Raw genomic sequence first — 24,678 nt, 5'->3', positions numbered from 1 at the left:
CTCATCGACTATCGCGGAGAAATCTATGTTTCATGAGAACTTCTATTCGGGGCTGAGTGTTTTTGTCAGTCTGGCCTTTGCCATTCTTCCGGCAGCGCCGCTGATGGCACAGAAGCAATCTTCCAAAGCATCTGTTACGAATATCGTGCTGGTCCACGGCGCATTCGCAGACGGCACAAGCTGGTCGAAGGTCATTACTCTTCTCGAAGCAAATGGCTACCACGTGACCGCGGTCCAGAACCCGTTGACGTCGTTGGCCGATGATGTCGCGGCCACGAAGCGAATCATCGCTCTGCAAGATGGTCCAGTCATCCTGGTCGGTCATTCATGGGGTGGGGCTGTCATCACCCAGGCGGGCGATGATCCGAAGGTCGCTGGACTAGTTTATGTCGCTGCCTACGCGCCTGAGGTCGGACAGTCTGCGAACGACGCCAGTGGTCCCTATGGGTTGACAGAAGGTCAGAAGCAGATTCGCGTCGACAGTGAGAAGTTCGCTTCAATGACCTCCGAGGGAATTCTCAACGACTTCGCGCAAGGCTTGCGCATGGCAGAACGCAAACTGGTATTTGCTGTTCAGGGACAGAGCTACGGCCCAATGTTCGGTGAGAAGCTTACTATCGCAGCATGGAAGACAAAGCCGTCCTGGGTTGTCATTTCGGCGGACGATCGCATGCTCCCACCGGCCATGGAAGAAGCGCAAGCCAAAAAGATTGGTGCGACTGCCGTTACATTGCAGACATGCCATCTCGCAATGCTCCAGGAACCCGCGAGAGTCGCCGAAGTGATTGACGACGCGGCAAAGAGTTCTTTGAGCAAGTGAACAGACGTGCTCATTTTCTGAATCAACAAGAGAGACCACGCTTTATCGCAGGAGATCATCATGTCCGCAGTTGTCAAAAACATAGTGCTTGTTCACGGAGCGTTCGCCGACGGTTCAAGTTGGTCAAAGGTCATCCCCATCCTTCAGCAATTGGGTTATAACGCGGTTGCCGTACAGAACCCTCTGATTTCACTCGCAGATGAAGTCGCCTTCACAAAGAGAATCATCGCTCTGCAAGATGGCCCGGTACTTCTTGTTGGCCACTCCTGGGGAGGGGCCGTGATCACGCAGGCGGGCGACGATCTTAAGGTTGCGGGGCTTGTCTACGTCACGGCCTACGCGCCCGAGGTCGGGCAATCTGCTAATGATGCGAGCGGTCCGTTCGGACGGACCGAAGGTCAAAAGCAGATTCGGGTCGATAGCGAGAAATTCGCAACGGTAACCGCCGAAGGCATGCTCGAGCGAATCGCAGAGGGCCTTCCTCTGGCAGAGAGAAAGCTTTTTCTCGCGGTGCAAGGCCAGAGCTATGGGCCGATGTTCGACGAAAAGCTGACAGTTGCGGCGTGGAAGACCAAACCCACATGGGCTGTGATCTCCGCCAAAGATCAAATGCTTCCGCCCGCCATGGAGCAAGCATCTGCCGAGAAGATGGGCGCAGTAACAACAACCATCTCTACTTGTCACATGTCGATTCTTGAGATGCCGGAAACTATCGCAGCAGTCATCGATGAGGCGGCAAAACTCGCATTGAGCAAATGAAAATGCAGGCGTCCACAGTGAGGTGCGGACAGTCGGCCTTCTAACAAAGCCTTAGTAGAGGAGTTTGCAATGGTTGATGAAAAGCTTCACGGAGCACCCCAGACTGCGACGTCGTTTGATCCTGCAGCGTTTCTGATAGTGCCTGCGAAACGATTCGAAGATCTTCGGGTAGGAGACATTTTCCGGGCGCCAAGCCGCACGTTGACGGATGCACACGCAGCTGCATTTCAAACCGTTTCTGCGGACAATCATCCGGTACATTATGACGCAGTGTGGGCAGCACGGCATGGCCATTCTGCCCCGGTCGTGCACGGGCTACAAGTGCTCGCATTCACCGCCCCTGGAGCGACACTGTTTCCTCATTACATCGGGGAGGTGTTCATCGGTTTCACCGAGCTGTCTTGCAAATTCCTGAAGGAGGTTCACTCCGGCGACACGCTTTATCCCGCTCTGGAAATTGTCGAGCTCTCTATCGACGCACCGAACGGGACGGTCACAACGAGCGTCACCGTCTTCAACCAGCACAAGGAACTTGTCCTGTCAGGACAGCACAAATATCGATTGAAGCTGGAATAGATCTCAGCCAACCATCTGCGCCCATCGAGGCCGGCCACAAACGAGATCCGCCGCATAGCCGAAAGGAAAAGATAATGTCCATACAGGAGAATGTACAAACCAGACTTAGCCGCCGCGATTTTGTGATGACCGCTGCTGCAGCGTCTGCGACGGCGTTGCTGTTACCTCATCGCGCAATTGCTTCAAGCTCTCTTGCCACATTGAGCAATCAGAAGCTTTCGACTGACAACGGTACTAAGACGATCACCGTCAAGGACGGAACGACGATCTATTTCAAGGATTGGGGCGAAGGCCAGCCGGTCGTTTTCTCGCACGGCTGGCCGTTGAACGCAGACGCGTGGGATTCTCAGATGCAATATCTGGGCCAGCGTGGTTATCGGGTGATCGCGCATGACCGCCGAAGCCATGGCCGCTCAGGGCAAACCTGGGACGGGAATGAGATGAATACCTATGCGGACGACCTCGCATTCCTCTTCGAGACGCTAGACCTGAAGAAAGCTATCATGGTTGGTCACTCCACCGGCGGCGGTGAAGTGGCTCGTTACATCGGGCGTCACGGGTCAAAGCGCGTGGCGAAGGCCGTGCTGATTTCTTCCGTCGTCCCTTTCATGCTGAAGACCGAAATGAATCCCGGCGGTCTACCGATCAATGTCTTTGATGGGATCCGATCCGGTGTCGCGGCCGACCGGGCGCAGTTCTATAGAGACCTCACGCTGCCCTTCTTCGGCTATAACCGGCCAGGCGCAACAGTCTCCGAAGGGATTCAGGAGAACTTCTGGCTCCAGGGAATGCAGGGCGGCATCAAAGGCCACTACGACTGCATTCGAGCTTTTTCTGAAACCGACTTCACCGACGATCTGAAGAAGATTAATATTCCGACGCTGGTGATGCACGGCGACGATGATCAGATCGTTCCGTTTGCCGACACGGGTGCACTAACAGCGAAGATCGTCAAGAATGCCCAGCTCAAGGTCTATCCCGGATTCCCCCATGGTATGCCGATTTCCCATGCGGACGTTATTAATCCTGATCTGCTAGCGTTCATCAGATCGTAGTAAGCTGAGGTGCAAAGGGCACAGTCTCGCAAATGCGATCATTGCAACTTCCCGTTGCCGGATCTTCTGCATGTGGTCCCCCATCACTTGTCACGGCTACACGTGCGATTGTGAACATTCTTCGACGTGAGAGTGATGGGGGACATTGTTCGAAGTGATGTAGTCTGCGCCGATCGACGATTCGCTCATGCTTGCATCACTCACGAAAGAATGCCAACAGATCGGCGTTGATCAAGTCGGGATGAGTTTCGGCCATACCGTGCGAAAGTTCCTTGTAGGTCTTCAGTTTAGCGTTCTTGACGATTCTTGCTGTGCGGGCGCCGGTAAAAGAATAGGGGACCCCTTCATCGTCTTCGCTGTGCATCACCAGCGTCGGTACGTCAATTTTTTCTAAGTCCTCAGTAAAGTCCGGTTCTGAGAAGGCCTTGACGCAGTCATAATGCGCCTTCAAACTACCCTGCATGCCTTGGAACCAATACTTGTCTTGAATGCCCTTGTTGACCTCAACTCCCGGCCGGTCGAAGCTATAAAAGGTTAGCGTTCCGTCCTTGTAAACCTGAGAACGATTCTTCACGAGCGCATCGCGCAGCCCATCAAACACTTCGAGGGGCCATCCCCCTGGGTTCGTGACGCTCTGGAGCATTCCGGGTGTTACCGAGGCAAGAAACACGATTTTTGCGACGCGCGATAATCCATGCCGGCCAATATAGCGGGCGACGTCGCCCCCGCCCGTAGAGTGCCCTACTAGAATCGCGTCATTCAGATCGAGAGTCTCAAGCAAGGCGGCGAGGTCATCCGCATACGTGTCTATATCGTTGCCCTGCCAGGTCTGCTCAGACCTTCCATGTCCCCTGCGATCGAAGGCGATCGCACGGTAGCCTTGGTTTGCGAAAAAGAACATCTGCGGGTCCCATTCATCCGCACTCGCCGGCCACGCATGCGAGAAGATGATCGGCTGGCCTGTGCCCCAGTCCCTATAAAACAGCTTCGTTCCATCATGTGCAAGAAATGTACTCATATATCCTCGTTTCTGTCACCCCTAACGGTGAATTGATTTGTACTGCGTCCATGTCAAACCACTAGAAGCTTCGTGCCACTCCACAATTGCCCCGCGATTCGCGGCAACTGTTCGTCTTCCGCTATGACAATGGCATCCATTCCAAGAAGGTCACGGGAATGCCATCCGGATCGCGCAATTGAAAGAGCCGTGCACCCCAGGACACGTTTTGCGGGTTTGGAGTGACAAGCTGGAGCCGGCGCCGCAGAGCCTCAAGATCGTCTACCTCGACGACAATATGTGTTCGCTCGCCTGGATTGTAGAGATCCAAGCGTTGACGTTCGCGGCTGTTGTCGAGAATCTCAAGCGTCAAGCCACCCAGGTCGTATCGACGCCCTCGACCATTTGGGCGATCCCATTCTGCAACGACAGGAAATCCGAGCAGCTCCCCGTAAAAGAAAGCGACGTCATTGAAGGAATCGGTGGCAAGGGCGATATAACTCATGCGGACTGCCTCCCAGACCCCTGCTCACAGAACGTTGCATGATCCATCTCAGGCAAGACTTCCTCCACAAGCAGTTGCAGGTTTCGTTCCCAGGCCTCTCGTTGGTCCGATGCATCGTAGGAGACAATAAGCAAATGTCCAAACCCCCCCGTCCCTTCTTGTAACTTCTGAATCCGTTTCGTCACGGTAGCCGGAGATCCGACGAGCCAAAGATTCTCAGCGAGGTATTCGAGATCAACCGCGGCATCCGGCATGGCCGGATGAGTCTTAAGCAAATTACCAAGACCAAGATGAAAATAGAGAGGCAATAGAAACTCCCTCCAGCACCGGCCCATGTTGCCCTCAATTGCGAGTCGTTGTGCCTCTTTGTCTGTTGGCGCCACGTAAACGTCCCGGATGATCCGCCAGTCCTTACGATCGGGCGTCCGTCCCGTGCGAGCCGCGCCCTCAAGCACCGCGGTCCAATGAGCGGACGTGAAAGCTGGGTCTGGACTGATGCTCAGGCTCACAGGGATATATCCCTTTTCGCCCGCGAGCTTGTGGTTCTCAGAGCCCGGCGTCAGGCCCGCGATCGCAATTGCCGGGTGAGGGAGCTGGAACGGCTGCAAATGATAACCAAGCGTATAGAGGCTTTCTGGCTTTCCGGTCGACCAGAATTCACCAGTGAAATCGCGCGGACCCTGAGTCCAAAGCGAGGTGATAATGTCTAGCGCCTCAAAGGTCATGCGCCGGTTGCGTCCCCCACTCACATCAAGGCCGAATACTTGATGATCCGTTGGCAACGCGCTGATGCCGACTCCCAATTGATACCGGCCTGCCGCCATGTGATCCAGATATGCAACGCGGTGTGCGAGTTCAATCGGATGATGATATGGAAGAAGATGTCCTAACGGCCCCAACATTATTCTCTCGGTGCGACAGAGCGCTTGAGCGATCAAGAGGTCAGGCGCTGGGCACGGCTCCCAGTTGGAGGTGAAATGTTCACCGATCCACGCCTCTTCGAACCCGAGTGAATCGAGTCGTTGAAGTTCCTCGAGATCCCAAGCCTGCCCGTCCCGGATGCTTCGTTCAGGGGGATGTGTCGGCATCAACAGAGCGCCCAACTTCATTGCAATTCCTCTTTGTCGAACGTGTCCCCAAGTGAATCGATCTAATGAAAGGCCGGTTCCGGGTTCTTGGTCTCTGCGTACTTCTTGAGGTGCGACATCAACACACCCCACATTGTGTTGCAGACTCTCAGCTTGTCGTCTGACTCATCATTTCCCTCATGATCGAGATCCACCGATGTACTGCCCTCTCCTTTTTCTACGAGATGGAAGATAGCCTTCGTTCCAGCCGCAGATCCTGGACCTTCCAAACACTCCCAGCGCACCGTTGTGCCTGGCTTAATCACCTCAATCTTCCAGTGGAGCGGACCTTCCTTGGTCTTGAAATGGAGCTTGATCTGCTCTCCATGCCGAGCCCCGCCTTGAGTCGTCGGCGTATACCACCCCTGCAGGCCCTCTTCGGTTGTAATTGCGTTGAAGACTTCCCGCTTCGGGGCGTTGATGAGTATCCTGTGTGAGTGCGTAACCATAGAACCTCCTTTGATTCGTCGATTCGGAGATGATCAAATGCTCACTATTCGAAATCGACCTAATTCTCGAATGCAGCCGGGATGAGACGGTCGTTTAGTTGGTTGCTCTGCCTGTTCACTGAACACTGTGGACCTTTCCAACGTTCAAATAGATCCTGTTCGAGCTCGATTCCCAGTAGATCCAATGCTCGGTTGAGCGTGTGATCGATCACGTCTTCCAGAGTTGCAGGCCGTTGGTAGAATGCCGGCACAGGAGGCATGACAATTCCTCCCATTTCCGCGATCCTCACCAGAAGACGCAGGTGACCGAGATGCATGGGCGTCTCGCGGACAAGCAGGACCAGCGGTCTCCGGTCTTTGAGCATTACGTCTGCTGCCCGCAGGAGCAAGTTGTCGGAATAGGAGGTCGCGATCCCGGATACGGTCTTCATCGAACATGGTGCAACAATCATTCCGCTCGAACGAAAAGAACCAGACGATATACTTGCTGCGATATCGGCAGAGCGATGGACACATGTCGCCATCGATTCAACCTCTTCCACGGAATAGGCGGTTTCGAGCAAAATCGTTCTGCGTGCCGCTGGACTCAGGACCAGATGTGTCTCCAGCGAGGCCACTCCATGAAGGATTTGCAGGAGGCGAATTCCATAGATAGCTCCGGTAGCACCCGAGATTCCCACGATGATCCGTTTCATGTGCTTCGCTCCTGGCGATAAAGCCGAACCATCATTCGTAATCTCGAGCGCGATTATTTGAGCTCGCGCTGGAAGCCGATTTCGGGGCCTCGAACGTTACTCGCTTCCCTCGACAAAGTCGCCGGCCTCAGAAAATGTATATGGGAAGTTTGGGCTCGCGTTCGCTCTCCGTCCAAGTGTGGGCCGCAATTGGCCAAAGGCACGATAGACAACCGGATACGGTTGACCCGCGAAGTGTTCCAGAATCTCCTGCCACGTCCTCGGCACATCGCGAATGAAATGCCTCATCTCGGCAACAATCTCGGCTTCTTCGAGTGGGCTTGAACTGTCTGGCTGGTTGATCGGCTCTGTGACCACACACGCTTCGAAGTCAGCCTGAATAGCACCGGCGCCCATGGTGCAATCAAAGCCGATCTTGGTGACGCTGAAAGGAGGCTCAGGCTGACGAAGACTTGGATCGAGCGGCATAGTATTCTGCCCTGGCACGATCAATGTGCCACGGCCGGGGTTGTAGCGCCAAGCCTGTGCCCACTTCACGCGGCCATCATCGTAGATATCGACGTCCTCATCGAACACATACGCGATCTTCGGCATGTACTGCCTGCAGCCAGTTAGCATCACCCCGAGCGTCTGCATCGCATCGCCGCCTCCCACTGCCTTGATGCGCGCGTACGCAACATTGCCGCCACAATCCGCGGGAGCGACGACATCCTGCACCAGGATACCGGCGCGTTGCAGCTTCTCGAAGAGCTCGCCTTCGATCGCTTGCTGGAATGCGTACATGTCAGTCTTGCCCGGATGAAGTCCGCCGATTGTGGCGTGCTGATAGATTGCTCCTTTGCGGTATGTGATGCAGTCAATAATCACATTCCAATTTCTTGGAAGTCCGGCTCCATATGTTCCCGGAAACTCGCCATATGGACCTTCGTCGTGGATCATGCCTTCGCTTGTGACAACGCGGCCTTCCAGGACGATCTCCGCATTCGCTGGAACCGTAAGATCGTTTGTCTCGCACTTCACGATCTTGGCGGGCTCACCCAGAAACCCGCCCAGTTTGTCCCACCCGTCGATCCTAGCGCCTGGATGACGCATCATCGATGCGATCTTGTCCAGAGTTGGACCACCGATACAAACTGCTATGGGCATATCCTTGCCCAACTCGTGATATCGCTGGCCTGCAATGGAACCACCGTGGAACCACGCCCTCATGTCCACGTTGGTCATGTTCTTCGAGCGATACATCATCCGCTGGATGGCATCGTTGATTTCTCCCGTCACAGGATTTCGGGTCACGATGCGCGTGTCATTGATGTAGGCCTGGCCGTCTCGAGGATGATGATTGAACAGCGGGAGGATTGTCAGGTCAACATCATCACCTCGCAGAATCACGTCTTTGCAAGGAGCCGTCTCCACAAGCTCCGCTTTATAGTGAATATTGGACCGGCGCGCGATCTCGCTTCCGACCTCTTTTAATCCGCATTCCAATGAGAGCGCATACATGGCGCGCGAGCCGTATCCATTCGCGAAAAATGGAAAAGCACAGTCCGCTACGCGCTCGACCAGGATCGCCTGATCGGGGTTGTCTTCCATCAGTTTGGGAAGTTCGTCGACCCGTTTTTCATCCGAATAGCGGCGAAGCAAGCCATTCTGCTCCAATGTGTCAATGAATTCGGCAAGGCTCTTTTGGGCCATTGGTATCCTCCGGCGGAGAAGCAACGGTGATTGCGGATGAACTCTTAGGCTGGAACCATGTTCCGACTCCAAACCATTTCACTCCGCGGTTCAAACCTGCCGCCTTGATCCCGAGGTTAGTCGGAGAATCAAGAACCGAGGACACCCCTTGGGTGTGCTCTTCGTCAACCAATTCGGGTAGTCGCAACAAACTCACGCATCAACTGGCGGAGACCTCGCTTGGAACTCGAAGGCGATACCCGAAATGGCTGGAACGGGAGCCCCTTTTCGGGTCTGCGGCTTTCCTCTGTATAAACGACACTTAAATGCATCGTCAGGCCACGGACCAGTTCGCATTGATCCGGGCAATGGAGCCGAACATGTATCGACCAAACCCACTCCCTTCGCAAATCACAATTCCACTGCCATCAGATGAAGAAGCGGGAAGAATCATCGGCGACAGCTATGACCCGAAGATGACATTGAACGTGATTAAGATGATGGCCGGCACCGAGGACATGTACCCGCCGACCGTTGCGTTCATCAAGGCCATGTTTCAAGCGGAAGGAATCGATCCTCGGACCCGCGAGATGATTATGCTCAGGGCAGCCAAGGTTCTCAACTCGCCCTACGAGTGGCAGGCCAATGTGGTTTTGGGAAAGAATGCGGGGCTCACGGATGAGGAGATCGAAGCTGCTGCGTGCGACGGCCCGGTCACCGGGATCAACCTCGACTACGTTCTGGTATGCAAAGCCGCGGATGAACTTTCGTGTACAGCCACATTGACGGACGATACTCTGTCCGAGCTGTTGAATCGATATGACGAAGTCGTTTGCCGCAAGTTTATCCTGATTATCTCGTGGTTCAACTTGCTGAGCCGCTTTCTCAATGGATGCCGTGTTCCGCTCGAGACGGCCGACAAGATCGGCGACAGTACATCACCGCTTCGATGATGCACTCGGCAGTGCGCAAAGATATTATGGATGCCACCCCCTAGTAACTGTGGGTCTTGTAACAGAGCGATTGAATAGGTATTATCGGAGGGCGGCGAACTCTGACTTCGCCTGTTTGTAAGCCGGGAGATCAGGATCAGCGCCTTTCCAAATGGCCAGAAAAGTTTGGTACGATTTTCGGGCATCGGCGTTATCTCCCATCATTGCCTGCGCTCGTCCAAGCTGAAGGTACGCGAGCGCGCCTGTAACCCACCTTCCGACAAGCGCAGAATGATCGATCAGCTTCTGGAATTCTCCTGCCGCTTGCTTTCCCTGGCCCATCTGCAGATACGCGAGGCCGCGAACATAAGCTGGATAAACACTGTTGAGACTCGTTGGGTACGCCAACTCGTATCTTTCTGCGGGACGCAGCAATTCTATCGCGCTCGCTGGCCTGTTCTGGCGGAGTTCGATCGACGCCCAGATCGTAGGAAGCAAGTAAAGCTGGGTGATAGTATCCTCCGGCGACTCTCGACTGATGTCGTCGGCCAGTCTCTTTGATTCCTCACTATTTCCCGTTCGAGCGAAGACCAAAGCAAGACTTGCCTGTTCGGCGCGACTCCCATGGAGCTGTGTCGTGCTTCCCAACTGTCGGGCGGCGTTTGTGGTATCCCCGGCTTCAGCTTCCTGCAACGCGAGATCAATTGTGCCGGGAGTAAGCTGCCCCCGGGCATTGCCGGTCGCCTGGAGTTCGTTGTAATTCGGTAACAGGCGACGCGCTTCTGCAAAATGCCCGTAGTAGCATTCAATCTCCAATTCCCTCCAAAGAGCGTTTTTCTTTCGACCGTGGTCGTTGAACCAGCTCAACTCTTGTCGCATGCCGGGAGCGTCATGCTGAAGAAAAGCAATTAGGCTTCTCAAGTCGTGGATTTCCACGTCGTCGAAATTTCGGGACTTCGCCTCATCAAAGATTGCTTTAGCTTCCTCCAGATGCCCCGCGTAGGTGGTGGCCTGCATCAACGGGCGGTAGCTACCGTCGCGCAGCAAAGGCATCAGCCGAATTGCTTCGCGAGCCTCGGAAGCGGCTCGATCATAGTCTCCGAGGATAAGAAGCGACGCGGCGAAGTTATGACGCCCTACGCCATCCAACGGGAAAGTCTGGATCCATTCCTCATATATAGGATAGGATTTTTGCAAATCCCCAAGCCCAACATCGTAATATAGTGTTTCCGCGAGAAACTTGAGTTGGCCGGTCAGCCTTTCCCGCAGTTCATAAGCCTTTTTCTCGGCAGCCAATGACTCCGCAGGTTTACCGGCGTAGAGATAGGATATTCCCACAGTGGCGTATGCCAGCGCGAAGGATGGGTCGATACCAATCGCCCGCTCGTAGAGTGGAATGGTGGCTCGGATATCCCGTGAGAGCTGTTTCTTAAAGCCTTGAGACAAGAGTTGCAGGGCCTCAGGCGACCACGAAGTTGCCAGTTCCAGGGGCTTGTTAAACTTCTTCAGTAAGTCCCCTGGCTCGCCCATTCTTCTCCGCAATTGAGCGCCCGCAACTCCAAGTGCATGAACCACCCCATTGCGGAGCGGCGCGTCCTGTTCAGAACTGGCGAATATTTGACCAGTACTGCAGTTAACTCCAGTCAAAAGAATGCGGTAATTGTTGCCGGCGTCGGCGATAGCGCTGGTAACCACTGCTTTGCTGTTGGTCTTCAAACATACTTCGCGAGCAATTTCCGGTGTCACTTTTCCGTCAATAGGGTGATGAAGCAGAGTCATCGTTTCTCGCACCTTATCCTGCGCGAGAACCTGGAGAAAAGGCGTCTGCGATAGTTCGACGGGAAGAGCGAAATTCAGAGCATCGTCGAGCACGGGATCGCTGGTGCGATTGGTAATGTCGGCAATGACAATCGTGTCACCGGCTGCGAGCTGAAATCTGTGAAGATATCGCCAGGAGACAATAGCTACTGTAGCTGCTAAGAGGATCAGAGCTGCCGCTGCAATCCAGTTGCGGATTCGACGCAGCCGCAGACTCCGTGGACTTGGAACTCGTTCCAAAGCACCGCGCATCTCCGCTGCCGAACCATAACGTTTGCCAGGCTCCTTCTCAAGTGCTTTTTCAATGACCGCTTGAAGCATCGGAGGGATGGCGGGATTCAATTCGCGAATTCGGGTCGCCTTCTCATGCAGCAGGGCTTGATGCACTTCCGCAGCGCTATTTCCAGGAAATGCTCGTTCGCCGGTCGCCATTTCAAAGAGCACAAGACCAAATGAAAACAGGTCGGTACGGGCATCCAGCTTTTCCCTCCGAACCTGTTCTGGCGACATGTAGCTGGTTGTCCCCATCGCGAGGCCCGTTCTGCTCAATCCCGTATCCAAGCCGATTGGCGCCTTGAATCTGATCAGCGGATTGGTAGAGTGCACGGAGTCCGGCTGTTCCCGACCTCCATCCTCGTCGGACTCGACAAGCTTCGCCAGTCCAAAATCCAGTATTTTGGCCGATCCTTCGCGAGTAATGAAGATATTGGCCGGCTTAATATCTCGATGGATGATTCCCTTCGCGTGCGCTGCCTGCAACCCATCGCAGGTCTCTAGTGCAATCTGGAGAAGGTCGTCCAGAGGCATCTTCGTTTCGCCGGATTCCGCAAGTTTATCCCGCAGCGTTTTCCCGTGCAGCAATTCCATGACGATGATTGGCTGGCCATCGTAATCTTCGATTTCGAAAATCGTGCAGATATTGGGATGGTTGAGAGCCGATGCAGTTTGCGCCTCGCGCTCGAAGCGTTTGAGAGAGGCCGGGTCACCGGCCATTTCCTCGGGAAGAAACTTCAGCGCAACCTGGCGGCCCAGTTTCAGGTCTTCTGCCCGGTATACCATTCCCATTCCGCCGCCGCCGATCACCTCAATCACGCGAAAATGAGAGACTTTTCTGCCAATGGGCCCAGCGCCGGTTTCACTCGCAGATCGGCCATCTTCAGGTGAGAGATCGTAGGGCAAAACTGCGTTCTGACGATCAACAGCGGTCACCCACTCTACGGGAATGACAAGTCGATATCCTCGTCGCGGCACCGTTTCAATATATTTCGGTTCAGTGGCCGAATCCCCAAATGCGCGCCTCAGGGTTGCGATCGCTACGTTAATACTATGTTCGAAATCGACAACTGTATCGTTCGGCCAGAGCCGTCGCCTTATTTCGTCACGACTCCCGAGCTCCCCATTAAGCTCAACCAGGACACGAAGGACTCGGAACGGCTTTTCCGGAAGGAATGTCCTCTGGACAGCCGACTCGAGATCAAGGGAACATAGCTCCCCCGTCTCCAGATTGAGTTCGAAAGATCCGAGCCGCACTCGGATTCGCTGATGAGGCTGCATGGATCTCCCGAAGATCTCCACCTCATCTCCGTATCCGGAAAACGGGAATCCACGAATCGAGGGTGAACTCATTGTACCGAGAGAAAATGCCGACCGTTTAGAATCAGCATCCTTCAGGCCATTTGTCACAAATTGATGTTCAATTGACCTTCACTGCATTTACCTAAGGTGCCGCCCCGCGCATGCTCGAAGGCGTAAAGGGGGAGCCCTATGCAAAATGCAGATCCAATCCGTGTGATGTGTGTCGATGATCATCCGCTTGTGCGCGATGGTGTCAGGTTTGCACTCCACCAAGAGAATGACATGCAATTGGTGGCCGAAGCGACCAACGGGCTCGAGTCCCTTGCTGCCTTTCGCAAATTCATGCCGACAATTACCTTGATGGATGTGAGTATGCCGCTGATGGATGGGTTGGACGCAACTGCTGCGATTCGTGAGGAATTTCCCCAGGCGAAGATCGTAATTCTCACCAGATACGCAGGCGACATCAAGGCTACACGAGCCTTTAAGCTTGGAGCTGTCGGATATCTGCTCAAAGGACTCTCCCGAAGGGAACTAGTTGACGCAATACGGGCGGCTCGATCAGGGATAAGGCGGATACCGATGGAGATTGCCTCTAATATCGCAGAACATGTGAGCGCGGATCACTTATCTGAGCGCGAAATCGAAGTTCTACGCGAAGTAGCAGGGGGCTGTGCAAATAAAATCGTCGCCGAGAGATTGCTGATTTCCGAAGACACCGTCAAGGGACACATGAAGAGCATCCTGGCAAAGCTGCAAGCCAATGATCGAACGCATGCGGTTATGATCGGCCTGAAACGCGGCTTCCTGGGTTGTTTCGAGACTTCCGGTGAATCCTACTAAGTAGCTGTCCAACGAGTCGAAGTTTTTTCTCAAGAGCTTCTACATACCCCAAAGGGTTGTCTCGTATGAACACCATCGAAGCTTTGCTCCTGTCATCTCTTTGAGACAATGCTTGGGAAAGAACAGTTCGCGAAGGCCGGCGATGCCCTTTTTGTCGCCGGCATCAGGAGGCGTCATGGGTTCAGCCAGTCTCACCATTTCGCGCCGTTTATTTGTCTCGGGCGGCATCGCGGCCGTCGCTACTGCATTTCTCCCCTCCATTGTTGCGAAGCTATCTGCTCAGGAAGCTTCCCTGACCGGAGCACAATTCAGGGCTTCGGGAAAGACCGCGAAGATTCAGATCCGTAGTCTTCGAGGTGATCTCCGTTTCTTGATGGGATCTGGCGGCAACGTCATCGTTCTGCCTGGCGCGGATGGTTTAGTTGCCGTTGATAGCGGATTGGCAACTTCTGAACCACAGGTGAAGGCAGCTTTGAACGCCATTTCTCCGGGTCCGGTGCGCCATTTACTGAATACTCATTGGCACTTCGACCATACGGACGGGAATCAATGGATGCATCGCGATGGCGCTGTCATCATAGCGCACGAGAACACGCGCAAACGCATGACCCAAAGACAATCGATTCCGGCATTCTCCATCGACTTTGAGCCTTCGCCCGTCGCGGCGTTGCCCACGGTCCTTTTCAGCCAATCCCATGAATTGCGGCTGAACGAACAGAGAATTGTAATGAGACGTTACACGCCGGCACATACCGATTCCGACGTCTCCGTATTCTTTGAGAATGCGAATGTGCTTCATGCGGGCGATGCATGGTTCAATGGCTACTATCCATTCATCGACTACGATAGCGGCGGGAGCATTGATGGGATGATTGCCGCATCGTCTGAGAATTTGGCGCGTACGGATGCTGAGACCTTGGTTCTTCCAGGACACGGAGATGTCGGCAGGCGAATTCAGCTGGTCTCCTTTTACAATATGCTCGTGGACGTGCGCGGGCGGGTATCGGAACTGAAAAAGAGAGGTCTGCCGCTTCCTGCTGCAATCGCTGCAAAGCCGACGGCGAGCTACGATCGGGCTTTATCGGGAGGATTTGTTTCGCCCGAATTATTTACGAGCCTCGTTTACCGCGGTGTGTAGTAGCGGATTGCCATTCACCTTATTCAGTTATTCATGACGGCGAGACCGGAGAGCCGCGCGTTGGCCAACGCGCAGTTGCGTCATGTGCCTACTCGAATGGGTTATCTCCAAGACCCTCGACGGTAGGTACCCATCTAATTCCGTCTGCTCAACAATCAAATCTAGGGATGCTGCTTCGACATTGCCAGAAGGTATCCGAATCCTGACGACTACGATCGTGCCTCGCGGCACGGGACAACACAAGCGAAACCGGCCAACCAGAATTGAGGAAACGCATGAGCACAATTACCGCAAAAGATGGGACTACGATCTACTACAAGGACTGGGGATCAGGCCAACCAGTTGTTTTCTCGCATGGCTGGCCTTTGAATGCTGACGCTTGGGATGCTCAAATGCTCTTCCTCGGGCAGCAGGGCTATCGCGTGATCGCTCACGATCGCCGCAGCCACGGGCGTTCCGCGCAGACATGGCAGGGGAACGAGATGAACACCTACGCGGATGACCTTGCCGCATTGTTCGAAGCCCTGGACCTGAAGAAAGCTGTGATGGTGGGCCATTCGACCGGCGGAGGAGAAGTTGTACGTTACCTCAGCCGGCATGGTTCGAGCCGAGTCGCGAAGGCAGTCCTCATCAGCGCGGTCCCGCCCATCATGGTGAAGTCCGCTTCCAACCCCGGCGGCACTCCCATTGAAGCTCTCGACAGCATCCGTACTGGCGTCGTTAACGACCGCTCTCAGTTCTACAAAGACCTTTCGCTCCCCTTCTTCGGCTATAACCGCTCCGGAGCTAAAATCTCCGACGGCGTCCGAGAGAGCTTCTGGTATCAGGGTATGCAGAGCGGCATCAAGGGCTCTTACGACTGCATCAAAGCATTCTCTGAAACCGACTTCACGGAGGAACTCAAGAAGATCGATATCCCCATGCTCGTCATGCATGGAGACGACGATCAGATCGTTCCCTTCCCTGATGCCGGTGCACTGACAGCCAAGTTGGCCAAAGACGCCACTCTGAAGGTCTACCCCGGCTTCCCGCATGGAATGCCCATCATTCACGCCGATGTCATCAACATGGATCTTCTGGAGTTCATTCGAGCATAAGCGGCACTGAGCGGGTCGCGTGTGCGGCCCGCCAGTTTTTTGAATCCCGTAGCCACGTGCCTGACTTGATGAAATGTTTTGTCGCCTCACCTACTGTCACTTTCTTTTTCGAGTAAACGATGGAACTCAGCCCAACGCATCATACCGTCACCGTCAATGGCTTGAAAATCCATTACGTCGAGATAGGTAAGGGACCTCCCGTAGTGCTTCTGCACGGCTTCCCGGAGACGTGGTATGCCTGGCGGCATCAGCTGCCGATATTAGCAAAGCATTACCGAGTCATCGCTCCCGATCTACGCGGTTACGGAGAGACACAAAAGCCCAGCAGTGGCTATGACAAGAAAACAATGGCTCGCGATATTCTGGGGCTCATGCACTCCTTGGGGATCGAACGCGCGGCCGTGATCGGACACGATCGGGGCGCCAGGGTCGCGCTAAGGTTAGCCAAGGACTTTCCCGAGGCCGTGAGCCGATTCGCCGCGCTTGACAATATCCCGACGCGCACAATTTTCGAGAGAATGAACACCGAAGTCGCACGCACCCACTGGTTTTTCCTGTTCAATGCAGTGCAGGATCTCCCCGAAGCTCTAATCACTGGGCGTGAGGAGATGTGGCTACGCCATATCCTATCTTCCTGGTGCCATAATCCCGAGTTGCTCACCGAGCGTGAAATCGGCGTCTACGTTAGGGCATACAGCAGGCCTGGAGCACTCCGAGGCGCCTTCGAAGACTATCGCGCAGCTATGACAGACGTGATGCAGGACAGGTGCGATGAAGGCTCGTTACTCGATATGCCAACTCTTGTACTTTGGGGCGAGGATTTTGCTGCCGGCGGAAAGCTTTGGGATTTTCGGGAGGTGTGGAGTCATTACTCTAACTCCCTCGAATTCCTTTCGCTTCCCGAATGCGGCCACCTACCCCACGAGGAGAGGCCAGATCTCGTCAACCAAGCGCTCTTGACCTTTCTCGCGCCGTGGAAGGGCTAGAGGGAACGATCGGTAATAAGCTAAACAACACCCGCAAGGCCCGTCGTTGCTCTTCGACGTTCAGATACTCGTAAAGTGCGCCTCTCAAATATCCAGGTACCCAAAATGGGCATGCCGCCGACGCCTTAAAGAGGGTTTATACGAATTGCAGACTCCTATAGTTTTGACCCAGCAACATAAGCGAGCTTCATACCGAATCTTTCCTGATTGCAACAGGGGCATTTCCCAGTTCAGCAAACTGAGGAGGACACATTACCATGGATCATTTTGGCAGTACGCAATACTCGTCGAGAGGCGCAGAGCCGCACGTTCCCTTCAGTGATGAGCTCCTTGTATTGGCAGCGCAGGATGGTCATGAGTGGGCGTTTACTGAACTCTGCTCCCGCTGCTCAAGGCGCATCCTCATCATGCTCTTCAAAATCACCAAGAATCATGAAGACGCCGAAGATGTCCTGCAGGAGTCGATCCTAAAAGCCTACGTACATTTCAAGAACTTCAACCAGGCTTCAACATTTTCAACCTGGCTGACACGCATCAGTCTCAACTCGGCGTTCATGATGCTGCGCAGAAGGCGCGTTCGCCCAGAGAGATCTGCGGACGAACCTGCGGATGCCGGCAAGAATCAATCGCATTGGGAGATTGCGGATCGACGCGCAAACGCGGAGGAACTCTTCATAGATCACGAGAACGACGTGCGCCTGCGAACGGCGATTTCGCGTCTCCCCACTCCCTACCGACAAGTGATCGAGATTCGTCAACAAACTGATGGATCGCTCAAAGAGATCGCTCAACGCACAGGCATAACCGTCGCGGCGACAAAATCGCGGATGATGCGCGCCAAAAAGGCATTGCGCGCATCCCTTTCATAGCTTGCTACTCAATGCCGTCGCTTCGTAGTTTTTTCGGCATCGGACTCGCGGATAGGCCCGAGGACTCTTACTCCGGAAGGTGAAATATGGACACGCCCAACGTAGGCTCAGACGTGGAACTGCTCCCCGCTGTGAGAATTGGAAAACTGCCAGGCCTTGAAATTGAAGCTGAGGCCGACGAATCTTGGCAAAGGACAACTTTAGGAATCACTGAAGTCCTTGAAGCACTTGAACAAGTGGAGCTTCTCCGCGGATTGAATGAGGCGGAATTCCGCTGGCTCGCCGAGCATGGTCTAAACCGAATCACCGCCGATCGGAGCGTGGTATTTCGTGAAAACGAACCTGCTCATCACATGATGATCATCTTAAGAGGAGAGATCTATGTGCACCGAAGAAATTCGGGGTCCGTGCTCCTCACGATTGGCCGTACCGCCCAGATCACCGGCAAACTTCCCTATTCGCGGATGGAACGTTGGGGCGGAGAGGGCTGCAGCTCCGATTCCCTGTGGCTGCTGGAGATTCACGAAAGTTTTTTTGCCGAAATGATTGTTGCGATACCTTCGATGACTCAGCGGTGCGTTTCTATCCTCCTTGATAGGAGCAGAGACTTTAAGACGGCAGACCTGCAGGCAGAAAAGTTGATTTCGCTAGGCAAGCTGGCAGCGAATCTCTCACATGAGCTGAAGAATCCCGCGTCGGCAATTCGCGGGGCCGCTCTGAGCCTCAATGCGGTCACCAATCGCGCGGAGGAACTCTGTAATCTGGGCCGCCTGTTTCGCTCCGATTCAGAGCTACAAAGTTATCTTCGATGGAGCGAGTTCGTGTGCCGAGGAGCACTCAAATCCTCAGCATCTTTCGCGGCCACCGAAGGCGAGACCTCTCTCGCAAGTCTGGATCGCGAAGAGCGTATTGAGGAGTGGCTCGAACTTCATGACATCTTGAGAGCGTGGGAGATAGCCCCGGAACTGGCCAGAGGAGACATTCAGACCATTCATCTTGATGAAATGCTGACGGATTTCGAGAAGGACGCCCTCCCGCATGTTCTCAGTAGTCTTTCCCGGTCCGTGCGCGCGATGCATCTCACAACCGCTTTGTCTGGCTCCGCGCGGAGGATCTTCGAAATCATCACGGCCATTCAAGATTATGCCTACATGGATCAGGCACAGATCCAGGAGGTGAACCTGTCAGAGTCTTTGGGCAATGCTTTGACGCTCCTTCGCCCAAGACTTCAGCAAGTCCAGGTCTCGCTGGATTACGATCCGGCAACTCCGCTCGTTACTGGCTTTGGAGCGGAACTGAGTCAGGTGTGGACCGCTCTCCTCGAGAACGCAATCTACGCGATGAACGGACAAGGAACGTTAACGATTACGACAAAGCCGAAAGGTGAGATGGCCTTCGTTGAAATATGTGACAACGGTTCGGGCATCGGCGATGACGTGGTATCTCGGATTTTTGAACCGTTCTTCACCACGAAGCCCTTAGGCCAGGGCCTGGGGCTAGGTCTGGATACCGTACGTCGCATAATCGAGAAGCATTTTGGATCGGTCAGCTTAGTCTCAAGGCCTGGTTCAACCTGTTTCCAGGTCCGGCTGCCAACGAATCGGCTACAGATTTACTGACCTGAAGCGGACTTGTCAGGAAGTTATTCGGAGGTTCATATGAAGGAAGTTACGACTCTAGCGATACAACAGGCGGAACTGATCATCCGCTTATACGAATTGCGGCGAGAGCCAGTAATGCGTCTTGCGCGCACATACGTCGGGGGAGAATTCCTCCCGGGCTCCATCGACGATCTCCTGGCTACCATGGGGGACCCGGTGCACAGCGCCTACGTTTTGCAGGTATTCGGATACTGGGACATGGTTGCGGCTATGGTATTTCAGGGCGCGCTCGAAGAGAATCTCGTCTATGCGTGCTGCAGTGAGATGTATTTTCAATTCGCCAAAATAAAGCCCTACATTGCAGAATTTCGAACGCGAAACTGTCTTCCGGAACTTTTTGCGAACCTGGAACAATTGACGGAAGCATCAGCTCCGGGGGCAGCACGACTGCAGCAAATGCAGAACTATATTCAAGTTTGTCAGTCCGCGGCTCGTCAGAAGAAAATCAAGTAATGTTTCCAGGGCATCAAATATCCGTAGGTACTTTCTGGAGGATAGTTGTGGATCTCAAATTGAAGGGCAAGACCGCACTCGTAACCGGATCGACTGCTGGCATCGGTTTTGCGATCGCAAAATCACTTGCTGACGAGGGCGCACGTGTCTACGTGAATGGCCGCACCCAGCACCGCGTCGATGCTGCCATTCTCTCGCTTCGCTCGAATAACCGGTCCGCAGAAGTGGAAGGCATTGTCGCGGATTTCTCGAGTGCAGATGGCGCTGAAAGGGTAATTTCGACATTGCCCCTGGTGGATGTGTTGGTGAACAACGTTGGCATCTTCGAGCCGAAACCATTTGCAGAGATTCCCGACACGGATTGGTACAGATTGTTTGAAGTAAACGTGATGAGTGGAGTACGGCTTTCTCGGCACTACCTTGCAGGCATGCTGAAGAAGAATTGGGGCCGCATTCTTTTTATCTCGAGCGAGTCAGCCGTACAAATTCCGGCCGAAATGGTCCACTACGGTATGACCAAGACAGCCCAGGTTGCCGTAGCGCGCGGAATCGCGGAATCTGTAGCCGGAACTGGCATCACAGTAAACAGCATTTTGGCCGGCCCTACCGAGTCGGAAGGCGTGGGCGGCTTTGTTGAAGCATTGGCGAAGCAGCAGAACAAATCGAAGGAGCAAGTCGCGAAAGAGTTCTTCGAACACGCGCGACCGTCTTCCTTGCTAAAACGCTTCGCCTGCGTAGAGGAAGTTGCGGCCATGGTCACCTACTTGGCAGGGGAACTTTCTTCGGCAACGAATGGCGCAGCATTGCGAGTGGATGGCGGGGTGGTCCGCGCAATTCTTTAGAAGGAGACTTCAGGCTTGTTGCTGTCTCGTCTTGAAGCTCGCACCTATAGAGGTGAGCTTCAGCGTGACTACTTCTTCCTGAACTTGGCTTCCAATTCCGGATGTTTGTCGAGTAGGTGTTTGGCAAGTAGGCAGATTGCCTCAACCTGCAAAGAAAGATCATTGGCATATTGGAATGCCCTTGTGACCAGCTCAGAATCGAGGCCCTTGCCCCGCTGCTCCTGAGGAACTTCCGTATGCCAGATCGTCATCCAGCCAAGGCCACCTGTTTCGAATTTCAGGTAGCTGACCTGTCCATCCTGCTCAATCTCAAACCGGCTTCGGGTGACCTGGGTTGAATTATTCATGCGGTCCTCGTGGTGGATGTTAAGCGAATGCCGCGTCGTTCTGCAACGAATCGGCGCAGATGAGCCAATCGCACGCCTTCCCTCATCCAATCTGATCGACTATTGAATCAATACCTTCGAACGTTACTACTCGAGATCGCCAATTCCCGGCAAGTCCGGACCCTCTAGAGAGTCGTCCTTGAGGGAAATATCTGCAAGATCTTCATCAGCAAATGCGTACCGACCCGGCAGGAACTCTCGCATGGCCGTCAGCCATCGCGATGATTGGTTTTTCCACGGGAAACCGCTCTCTCTTCGAGCATAAGCTCGTCGCGCTTCAAGGCAGACGTCGATTCGAGTGCCAATTTCAGCCGAGCTCGCGAATTCGAATTCGGCTCCCAGATCTCGAGCCCGCTCACGCATACCCGGAATTCCCCAGTGTCCACGCCTGAATCCTGAACGCCCCACTTCGGTTCCAACACCGCAACCATTATCGCGGCAGCAAACACGCAATTGATTCACATCGTAGTTCAGTTCCAAAACAATCTCGGTGGCCTGCGCGTGCCGTATCGAATTCGTGAGAGCCTCCCTTCCAATCGAGTAAAGCTCGTGCTGAACCGCTGGCCGCAGCGTTCTCGGTTGGCCTTTCACAGTTAACTTGACCGGGGCGCCACCGTCGACTTGAAGCGCTTCCGCGGCCCTGCGGAGATTCTTTTCAAGATCGCCAGGCAGAGCAGCCTCCGCGCGTAACTCTCTGACTTTCTCGCGGCCCTCGCTGATCACCCGGTCAGCGCGAACCAAGGCATCGCGAAGCATCGCCCGTGCCGGTTCCTCAGCCGTCAACCGCTCTGTGGCGTAGTGAAAGCGGAGTATCAACCCTTGGATTCCTTGAAGCAGCGTATCGTGTAAATCTCTCGCAATGCGGATGCGTTCCTGAGCTCGTGCTTCAAGACGCGCTCGCATTTTGGCCGTGATGTGTTGCACGCGCATTCGATAGATCAGCCAAATGAGGCCAAAAACCGGCAGCATAATTAGCAGGTAGAACCAGATTGTCCGATAAAACGGAGCATTGACTGTGAGCTTCATCGCCGCCGGCAACTCTGCCCATGGCCCCGTGCCGCTCGCCGCCCTTACCCGAAAATGATACGTACCCGGCGGGAGATTCGTATAAAAGGCCTGTCTACGACTACCAACGTCCTGCCACTCATGGTCCTGGCCCTCAAGCATATATTGATAGGCTACCCGATCAGGAGAATTAAGATCGACACCGATGTAGTCGAACTCCAGGGTCTTCAGCGGGATCGAACCGAGAGAGATCGGTTCACCTTCCGTGGCATGGCGGAGGACGCCGTTCACGGCCACGGACTGCAGTTGTACGCTCGGCTTCGAGAACCCCCGGCTTGCCATCGCAGGATCGATTGAGACCAGACGGCCGGAAGTTGCAAACCAGAGAAGACCGCTCTTGTCGACAATTGCCGACGGGGTGGGTTTACTCTGAGTCGGCGCACCGATCAGACCGTCCTGCTCATTCAGCAGCTGATAATCCATCGCATACTTCGGCTGCTGAACGGCCTTGCTCCACTCCACCTCAGGCAGACGGACGACGCCAGACCCGGCATTCAGCCAGAGGTCGCCAAACCGGTCTTTTACGATGCCTGAAATGCCCCGCAGCAAGCCGGGAGTGCGAAGCTGCAATGTGTGAAAGCGCATGCCATCGAAGTAGGCCAAACCGTCGGAGCCACCCGCGAAGACCAAGTTACTGGTCTCGTAGAAAGTGAAAACGCTATTCACCTCCAGGCCCTGTTCGCGTCCGAATGTGCGGTACCCGCCTGGATCATCAAGCACAATTTCATTTCGCGCGTATCCCAGCCAAATCCGGCCCCTGGATCCTTTCATCAGCGAAAGCGGTGCTTCGCGCGGCATACCGGGCGCGTCTACATGTTCCCACTTGCCCGAGTAACGCCACAAACCATGGCCTTCAAAACAGGCAAGCAAGGCGCCTTGCCGGTCCGTTCCCAGGCACCACGTCTCGCCAGCCATCCCTTCAACCGGGGCGGGTATCCGCAGCGGTGCACCTCCCGATTCCGAATAGCGGTAGAAGCTGCGCGTAATCTGGTCCAGCATCCAGACAGATCCGTCGCTGTCCTCAAAGAGAGAGCTGCTCCCGTGGCCTTCGCTCACAAACGACAATTTTCCGTCGCGCAGACGCATCAATGGCTTATCCATATCGTGGAGCCAGATGCCGCCGCTGGCGCCTGCCGCCAACGCTGGATAGTATTCGAGTGGAACCCCGTGAAACGGCACCACGGGCGAAGGACGGAATCGATCCAGGCCCCTTGCAGTGCCAACCCAGATGGCGCCTTGACGATCTTGCAGGATCGTTCGCGTTTGCCCGTCTGTCAGTCCATTCGCCTGCGCGTAGTGTTCTGTCTCACTCGAGGCGGCCCCCGGCTCCTTGATGCGCGTAATCCCGCCGAAATCGTTCGCCAGCCAGATGCTTCCGGCCTTGTCCACGATCATGACCGGCACGCCGGGGATGCGAACCGTGTTCACGTGCTCGTCGTCGAGCAGAGGCCGGATCTTGTTCCAGGCGTCACTTATCCAGATGTCTCCGTTCGGCAACTGTCCAAACTGATTCACTACCTTTGCCGAAACAGCTACTGGAACAAACTTGTCTTCCCCTTTCTTCAGTTCGTAGACATGCCCCTTGTCGGCAGTCCAGAGGTTTCCAGCGCGATCGAAGAACAGAGAATAGAGCCCTTCAGACACCAGACCATGTTTGATCGAGTAGTTCTCCCAGCCGGTTCCGGTAAAGCGCATCAGCCGTCCGTCCGCGGTTGCCCAAACTGAGCCGTCTTCGCGACAGAGCAACTGTTCCGTCGATTCGCTTACCAGGCCGTTGTGTTCGTCGTAGTCCACCTTCTTGCCGTCGCGGAGATAGCTGATCCCGCCCATTCGGTAGCCGATCCACAACCCGCCGACGCGGTCCGTGGCGAGCGCCGCTACGGCGGAGGCAGGCAGCCGTGGATCCGCGGAAGTGAAGGGGTAGGACTGGAATTGCAGACCATCGAAGCGAAAGAGCCCGGCGCTTGACCCGATCCACAGATATCCGTCTTGGGTTTGCGTCAGTGCCGAGATATCGCTCGGAGCCCCGTCCCGCCGTGTCCAGCTCATGTGGCCCATGTCTTCAAGCGGCTGTGCTTGTCCTCGTGCCGGCAATCCCAAGGTTGAAGCATGCCACCTCTCGGCATACAAGTTCGTCGCTGTCCAAAGCAAGGAGACCGCGATTACGATAAATTCCATGCCAAAGAGCGGGAGACCTGAACCTCTTCCAGCGGGGCGAAGCGCTACCCAACGGCCTGCACGCCTCCAAATTATTTGAGCCAAAGAATGCGGATGCAAGAATGTCTTCCAATCGGCTCCCGACATCCGACGGCCGCGCATTCCTTGACTATCGCTTTTCTGATGTTCCATCGTTGTCTCC

22 protein-coding genes are annotated in these 24,678 nt (G+C 54.7%); 13 read left to right on the top strand and 9 right to left on the bottom strand.

All coding sequences use genetic code 11. The annotated features are described in order from the left end of the window. Positions 1-25: 25 nt before the first annotated feature. From VO84_RS18905 to VO84_RS18890, 4 genes are all read left to right on the top strand, one after another. Positions 26-820, top strand: coding sequence for an alpha/beta fold hydrolase (locus VO84_RS18905; RefSeq protein WP_058189297.1), 795 nt, complete (start codon positions 26-28; stop codon positions 818-820). A gap of 60 nt (positions 821-880) precedes the next feature. Then, on the top strand, positions 881-1,579 hold the full coding sequence (locus tag VO84_RS18900) for an alpha/beta fold hydrolase (RefSeq protein WP_058189296.1): 699 nt from the start codon (positions 881-883) through the stop codon (positions 1,577-1,579). A 69-nt stretch (positions 1,580-1,648) separates the two neighbouring features. After that, positions 1,649-2,155, top strand: coding sequence for a MaoC family dehydratase (locus VO84_RS18895; RefSeq protein ID WP_058189295.1), 507 nt, complete (start codon positions 1,649-1,651; stop codon positions 2,153-2,155). A 74-nt stretch (positions 2,156-2,229) separates the two neighbouring features. Continuing rightward, positions 2,230-3,210 carry an alpha/beta fold hydrolase gene (locus VO84_RS18890; protein WP_082662170.1) on the top strand — a complete coding sequence of 327 codons (981 nt, stop codon included), beginning with the start codon at positions 2,230-2,232 and terminating at the stop codon, positions 3,208-3,210. A 196-nt stretch (positions 3,211-3,406) separates the two neighbouring features. Here VO84_RS18890 and VO84_RS18885 read toward each other — a convergent pair whose 3' ends face one another. From VO84_RS18885 to VO84_RS18860, 6 genes are all read right to left on the bottom strand, one after another. Continuing rightward, positions 3,407-4,228, bottom strand: coding sequence for an alpha/beta fold hydrolase (locus VO84_RS18885; protein WP_058189294.1), 822 nt, complete (start codon positions 4,226-4,228; stop codon positions 3,407-3,409). A gap of 121 nt (positions 4,229-4,349) precedes the next feature. Next, a complete protein-coding gene (locus VO84_RS18880) occupies positions 4,350-4,712 on the bottom strand; it encodes a VOC family protein (protein ID WP_058189293.1) in 363 nt (120 codons plus the stop codon). After that, positions 4,709-5,821, bottom strand: a complete 1,113-nt coding sequence (locus tag VO84_RS18875) for an LLM class flavin-dependent oxidoreductase (RefSeq protein ID WP_058189292.1) — start codon at positions 5,819-5,821, stop codon at positions 4,709-4,711. Before VO84_RS18875 ends, VO84_RS18880 begins: the two co-directional genes overlap by 4 nt. 41 nt (positions 5,822-5,862) lie before the next feature. Continuing rightward, positions 5,863-6,288 (bottom strand): SRPBCC family protein, encoded by a 426-nt coding sequence (locus tag VO84_RS18870; protein ID WP_058189291.1) that lies wholly within the window; start codon positions 6,286-6,288, stop codon positions 5,863-5,865. A 59-nt stretch (positions 6,289-6,347) separates the two neighbouring features. Continuing rightward, positions 6,348-6,983 carry a UbiX family flavin prenyltransferase gene (locus tag VO84_RS18865; RefSeq protein ID WP_058189290.1) on the bottom strand — a complete coding sequence of 212 codons (636 nt, stop codon included), beginning with the start codon at positions 6,981-6,983 and terminating at the stop codon, positions 6,348-6,350. Between the two features lie 96 nt (positions 6,984-7,079). Then, complete coding sequence (locus VO84_RS18860) at positions 7,080-8,675, bottom strand: UbiD family decarboxylase (protein ID WP_058189289.1); 1,596 nt, start codon at positions 8,673-8,675, stop codon at positions 7,080-7,082. A gap of 305 nt (positions 8,676-8,980) precedes the next feature. On the opposite strand from VO84_RS18860, the gene VO84_RS18855 reads away from it, so the two are divergent. Next, entirely contained in the window at positions 8,981-9,607 is a 627-nt protein-coding gene (locus VO84_RS18855) for a carboxymuconolactone decarboxylase family protein (protein ID WP_082662169.1), read from the top strand. 81 nt (positions 9,608-9,688) lie between these two features. Here VO84_RS18855 and VO84_RS18850 read toward each other — a convergent pair whose 3' ends face one another. Next, entirely contained in the window at positions 9,689-12,958 is a 3,270-nt protein-coding gene (locus tag VO84_RS18850; RefSeq protein ID WP_197414113.1) for a protein kinase domain-containing protein, read from the bottom strand. A 210-nt stretch (positions 12,959-13,168) separates the two neighbouring features. Between VO84_RS18850 and VO84_RS18845 the strand changes: the two genes are divergently transcribed. The 8 genes from VO84_RS18845 (at position 13,169) to VO84_RS18810 (ending at position 20,868) form a co-directional block, all read left to right on the top strand. Next, entirely contained in the window at positions 13,169-13,822 is a 654-nt protein-coding gene (locus VO84_RS18845) for a response regulator (protein ID WP_058189286.1), read from the top strand. A gap of 175 nt (positions 13,823-13,997) precedes the next feature. Then, positions 13,998-14,960 (top strand): MBL fold metallo-hydrolase, encoded by a 963-nt coding sequence (locus VO84_RS18840; protein ID WP_082662167.1) that lies wholly within the window; start codon positions 13,998-14,000, stop codon positions 14,958-14,960. A gap of 275 nt (positions 14,961-15,235) precedes the next feature. Continuing rightward, positions 15,236-16,057 carry an alpha/beta fold hydrolase gene (locus tag VO84_RS18835; RefSeq protein ID WP_058189285.1) on the top strand — a complete coding sequence of 274 codons (822 nt, stop codon included), beginning with the start codon at positions 15,236-15,238 and terminating at the stop codon, positions 16,055-16,057. Positions 16,058-16,176: 119 nt separating this feature from the next. After that, complete coding sequence (locus VO84_RS18830; RefSeq protein WP_058189284.1) at positions 16,177-17,043, top strand: alpha/beta fold hydrolase; 867 nt, start codon at positions 16,177-16,179, stop codon at positions 17,041-17,043. 257 nt (positions 17,044-17,300) lie between these two features. Continuing rightward, positions 17,301-17,912: an RNA polymerase sigma factor gene (locus VO84_RS18825; RefSeq protein ID WP_058189283.1), complete on the top strand. Its 612-nt coding sequence runs from the start codon at positions 17,301-17,303 to the stop codon at positions 17,910-17,912. 86 nt (positions 17,913-17,998) lie between these two features. Further along, positions 17,999-19,531, top strand: a complete 1,533-nt coding sequence (locus tag VO84_RS18820; protein ID WP_058189282.1) for an ATP-binding protein — start codon at positions 17,999-18,001, stop codon at positions 19,529-19,531. A 39-nt stretch (positions 19,532-19,570) separates the two neighbouring features. After that, the gene (locus tag VO84_RS18815) at positions 19,571-20,026 is read left to right on the top strand and encodes a DUF4760 domain-containing protein (protein WP_058189281.1); all 456 of its coding nucleotides are present in this window, start codon (positions 19,571-19,573) and stop codon (positions 20,024-20,026) included. A gap of 47 nt (positions 20,027-20,073) precedes the next feature. Beyond that, positions 20,074-20,868, top strand: coding sequence for an SDR family NAD(P)-dependent oxidoreductase (locus VO84_RS18810; protein WP_058189280.1), 795 nt, complete (start codon positions 20,074-20,076; stop codon positions 20,866-20,868). A gap of 68 nt (positions 20,869-20,936) precedes the next feature. Here VO84_RS18810 and VO84_RS18805 read toward each other — a convergent pair whose 3' ends face one another. Both VO84_RS18805 and VO84_RS18800 read right to left on the bottom strand, forming a co-directional pair. Then, positions 20,937-21,215 (bottom strand): GNAT family N-acetyltransferase, encoded by a 279-nt coding sequence (locus VO84_RS18805; protein WP_058189279.1) that lies wholly within the window; start codon positions 21,213-21,215, stop codon positions 20,937-20,939. A 126-nt stretch (positions 21,216-21,341) separates the two neighbouring features. Beyond that, positions 21,342-24,419 (bottom strand): sensor histidine kinase, encoded by a 3,078-nt coding sequence (locus tag VO84_RS18800; protein WP_197414112.1) that lies wholly within the window; start codon positions 24,417-24,419, stop codon positions 21,342-21,344. Positions 24,420-24,678: the final 259 nt, after the last annotated feature.

This window comes from Occallatibacter gabretensis (genome assembly GCF_001449115.1).
GTDB lineage: Bacteria > Acidobacteriota > Terriglobia > Terriglobales > Acidobacteriaceae > Telmatobacter > Telmatobacter gabretensis.
Note: the sequence above shows the minus strand (reverse complement) of the source record. Positions and strands in the feature narration are given on the sequence as shown.

Bases quoted from the DNA above. Each gene is read 5' to 3' on its own strand.
- VO84_RS18875 (WP_058189292.1), bottom strand. From the start codon at position 5,821: ATGAAGTTGGGCGCTCTGTTGATGCCGACACATCCCCCTGAACGAAGC.
- VO84_RS18870 (WP_058189291.1), bottom strand. From the start codon at position 6,288: ATGGTTACGCACTCACACAGGATACTCATCAACGCCCCGAAGCGGGAA.
- VO84_RS18890 (WP_082662170.1), top strand. From the start codon at position 2,230: ATGTCCATACAGGAGAATGTACAAACCAGACTTAGCCGCCGCGATTTT.
- VO84_RS18865 (WP_058189290.1), bottom strand. From the start codon at position 6,983: ATGAAACGGATCATCGTGGGAATCTCGGGTGCTACCGGAGCTATCTAT.
- VO84_RS18905 (WP_058189297.1), top strand. From the start codon at position 26: ATGTTTCATGAGAACTTCTATTCGGGGCTGAGTGTTTTTGTCAGTCTG.
- VO84_RS18845 (WP_058189286.1), top strand. From the start codon at position 13,169: ATGCAAAATGCAGATCCAATCCGTGTGATGTGTGTCGATGATCATCCG.
- VO84_RS18820 (WP_058189282.1), top strand. From the start codon at position 17,999: ATGGACACGCCCAACGTAGGCTCAGACGTGGAACTGCTCCCCGCTGTG.
- VO84_RS18880 (WP_058189293.1), bottom strand. From the start codon at position 4,712: ATGAGTTATATCGCCCTTGCCACCGATTCCTTCAATGACGTCGCTTTC.
- VO84_RS18840 (WP_082662167.1), top strand. From the start codon at position 13,998: ATGGGTTCAGCCAGTCTCACCATTTCGCGCCGTTTATTTGTCTCGGGC.
- VO84_RS18860 (WP_058189289.1), bottom strand. From the start codon at position 8,675: ATGGCCCAAAAGAGCCTTGCCGAATTCATTGACACATTGGAGCAGAAT.
- VO84_RS18835 (WP_058189285.1), top strand. From the start codon at position 15,236: ATGAGCACAATTACCGCAAAAGATGGGACTACGATCTACTACAAGGAC.
- VO84_RS18825 (WP_058189283.1), top strand. From the start codon at position 17,301: ATGGATCATTTTGGCAGTACGCAATACTCGTCGAGAGGCGCAGAGCCG.
- VO84_RS18815 (WP_058189281.1), top strand. From the start codon at position 19,571: ATGAAGGAAGTTACGACTCTAGCGATACAACAGGCGGAACTGATCATC.
- VO84_RS18855 (WP_082662169.1), top strand. From the start codon at position 8,981: ATGCATCGTCAGGCCACGGACCAGTTCGCATTGATCCGGGCAATGGAG.
- VO84_RS18850 (WP_197414113.1), bottom strand. From the start codon at position 12,958: ATGCAGCCTCATCAGCGAATCCGAGTGCGGCTCGGATCTTTCGAACTC.
- VO84_RS18895 (WP_058189295.1), top strand. From the start codon at position 1,649: ATGGTTGATGAAAAGCTTCACGGAGCACCCCAGACTGCGACGTCGTTT.
- VO84_RS18885 (WP_058189294.1), bottom strand. From the start codon at position 4,228: ATGAGTACATTTCTTGCACATGATGGAACGAAGCTGTTTTATAGGGAC.
- VO84_RS18805 (WP_058189279.1), bottom strand. From the start codon at position 21,215: ATGAATAATTCAACCCAGGTCACCCGAAGCCGGTTTGAGATTGAGCAG.
- VO84_RS18900 (WP_058189296.1), top strand. From the start codon at position 881: ATGTCCGCAGTTGTCAAAAACATAGTGCTTGTTCACGGAGCGTTCGCC.
- VO84_RS18830 (WP_058189284.1), top strand. From the start codon at position 16,177: ATGGAACTCAGCCCAACGCATCATACCGTCACCGTCAATGGCTTGAAA.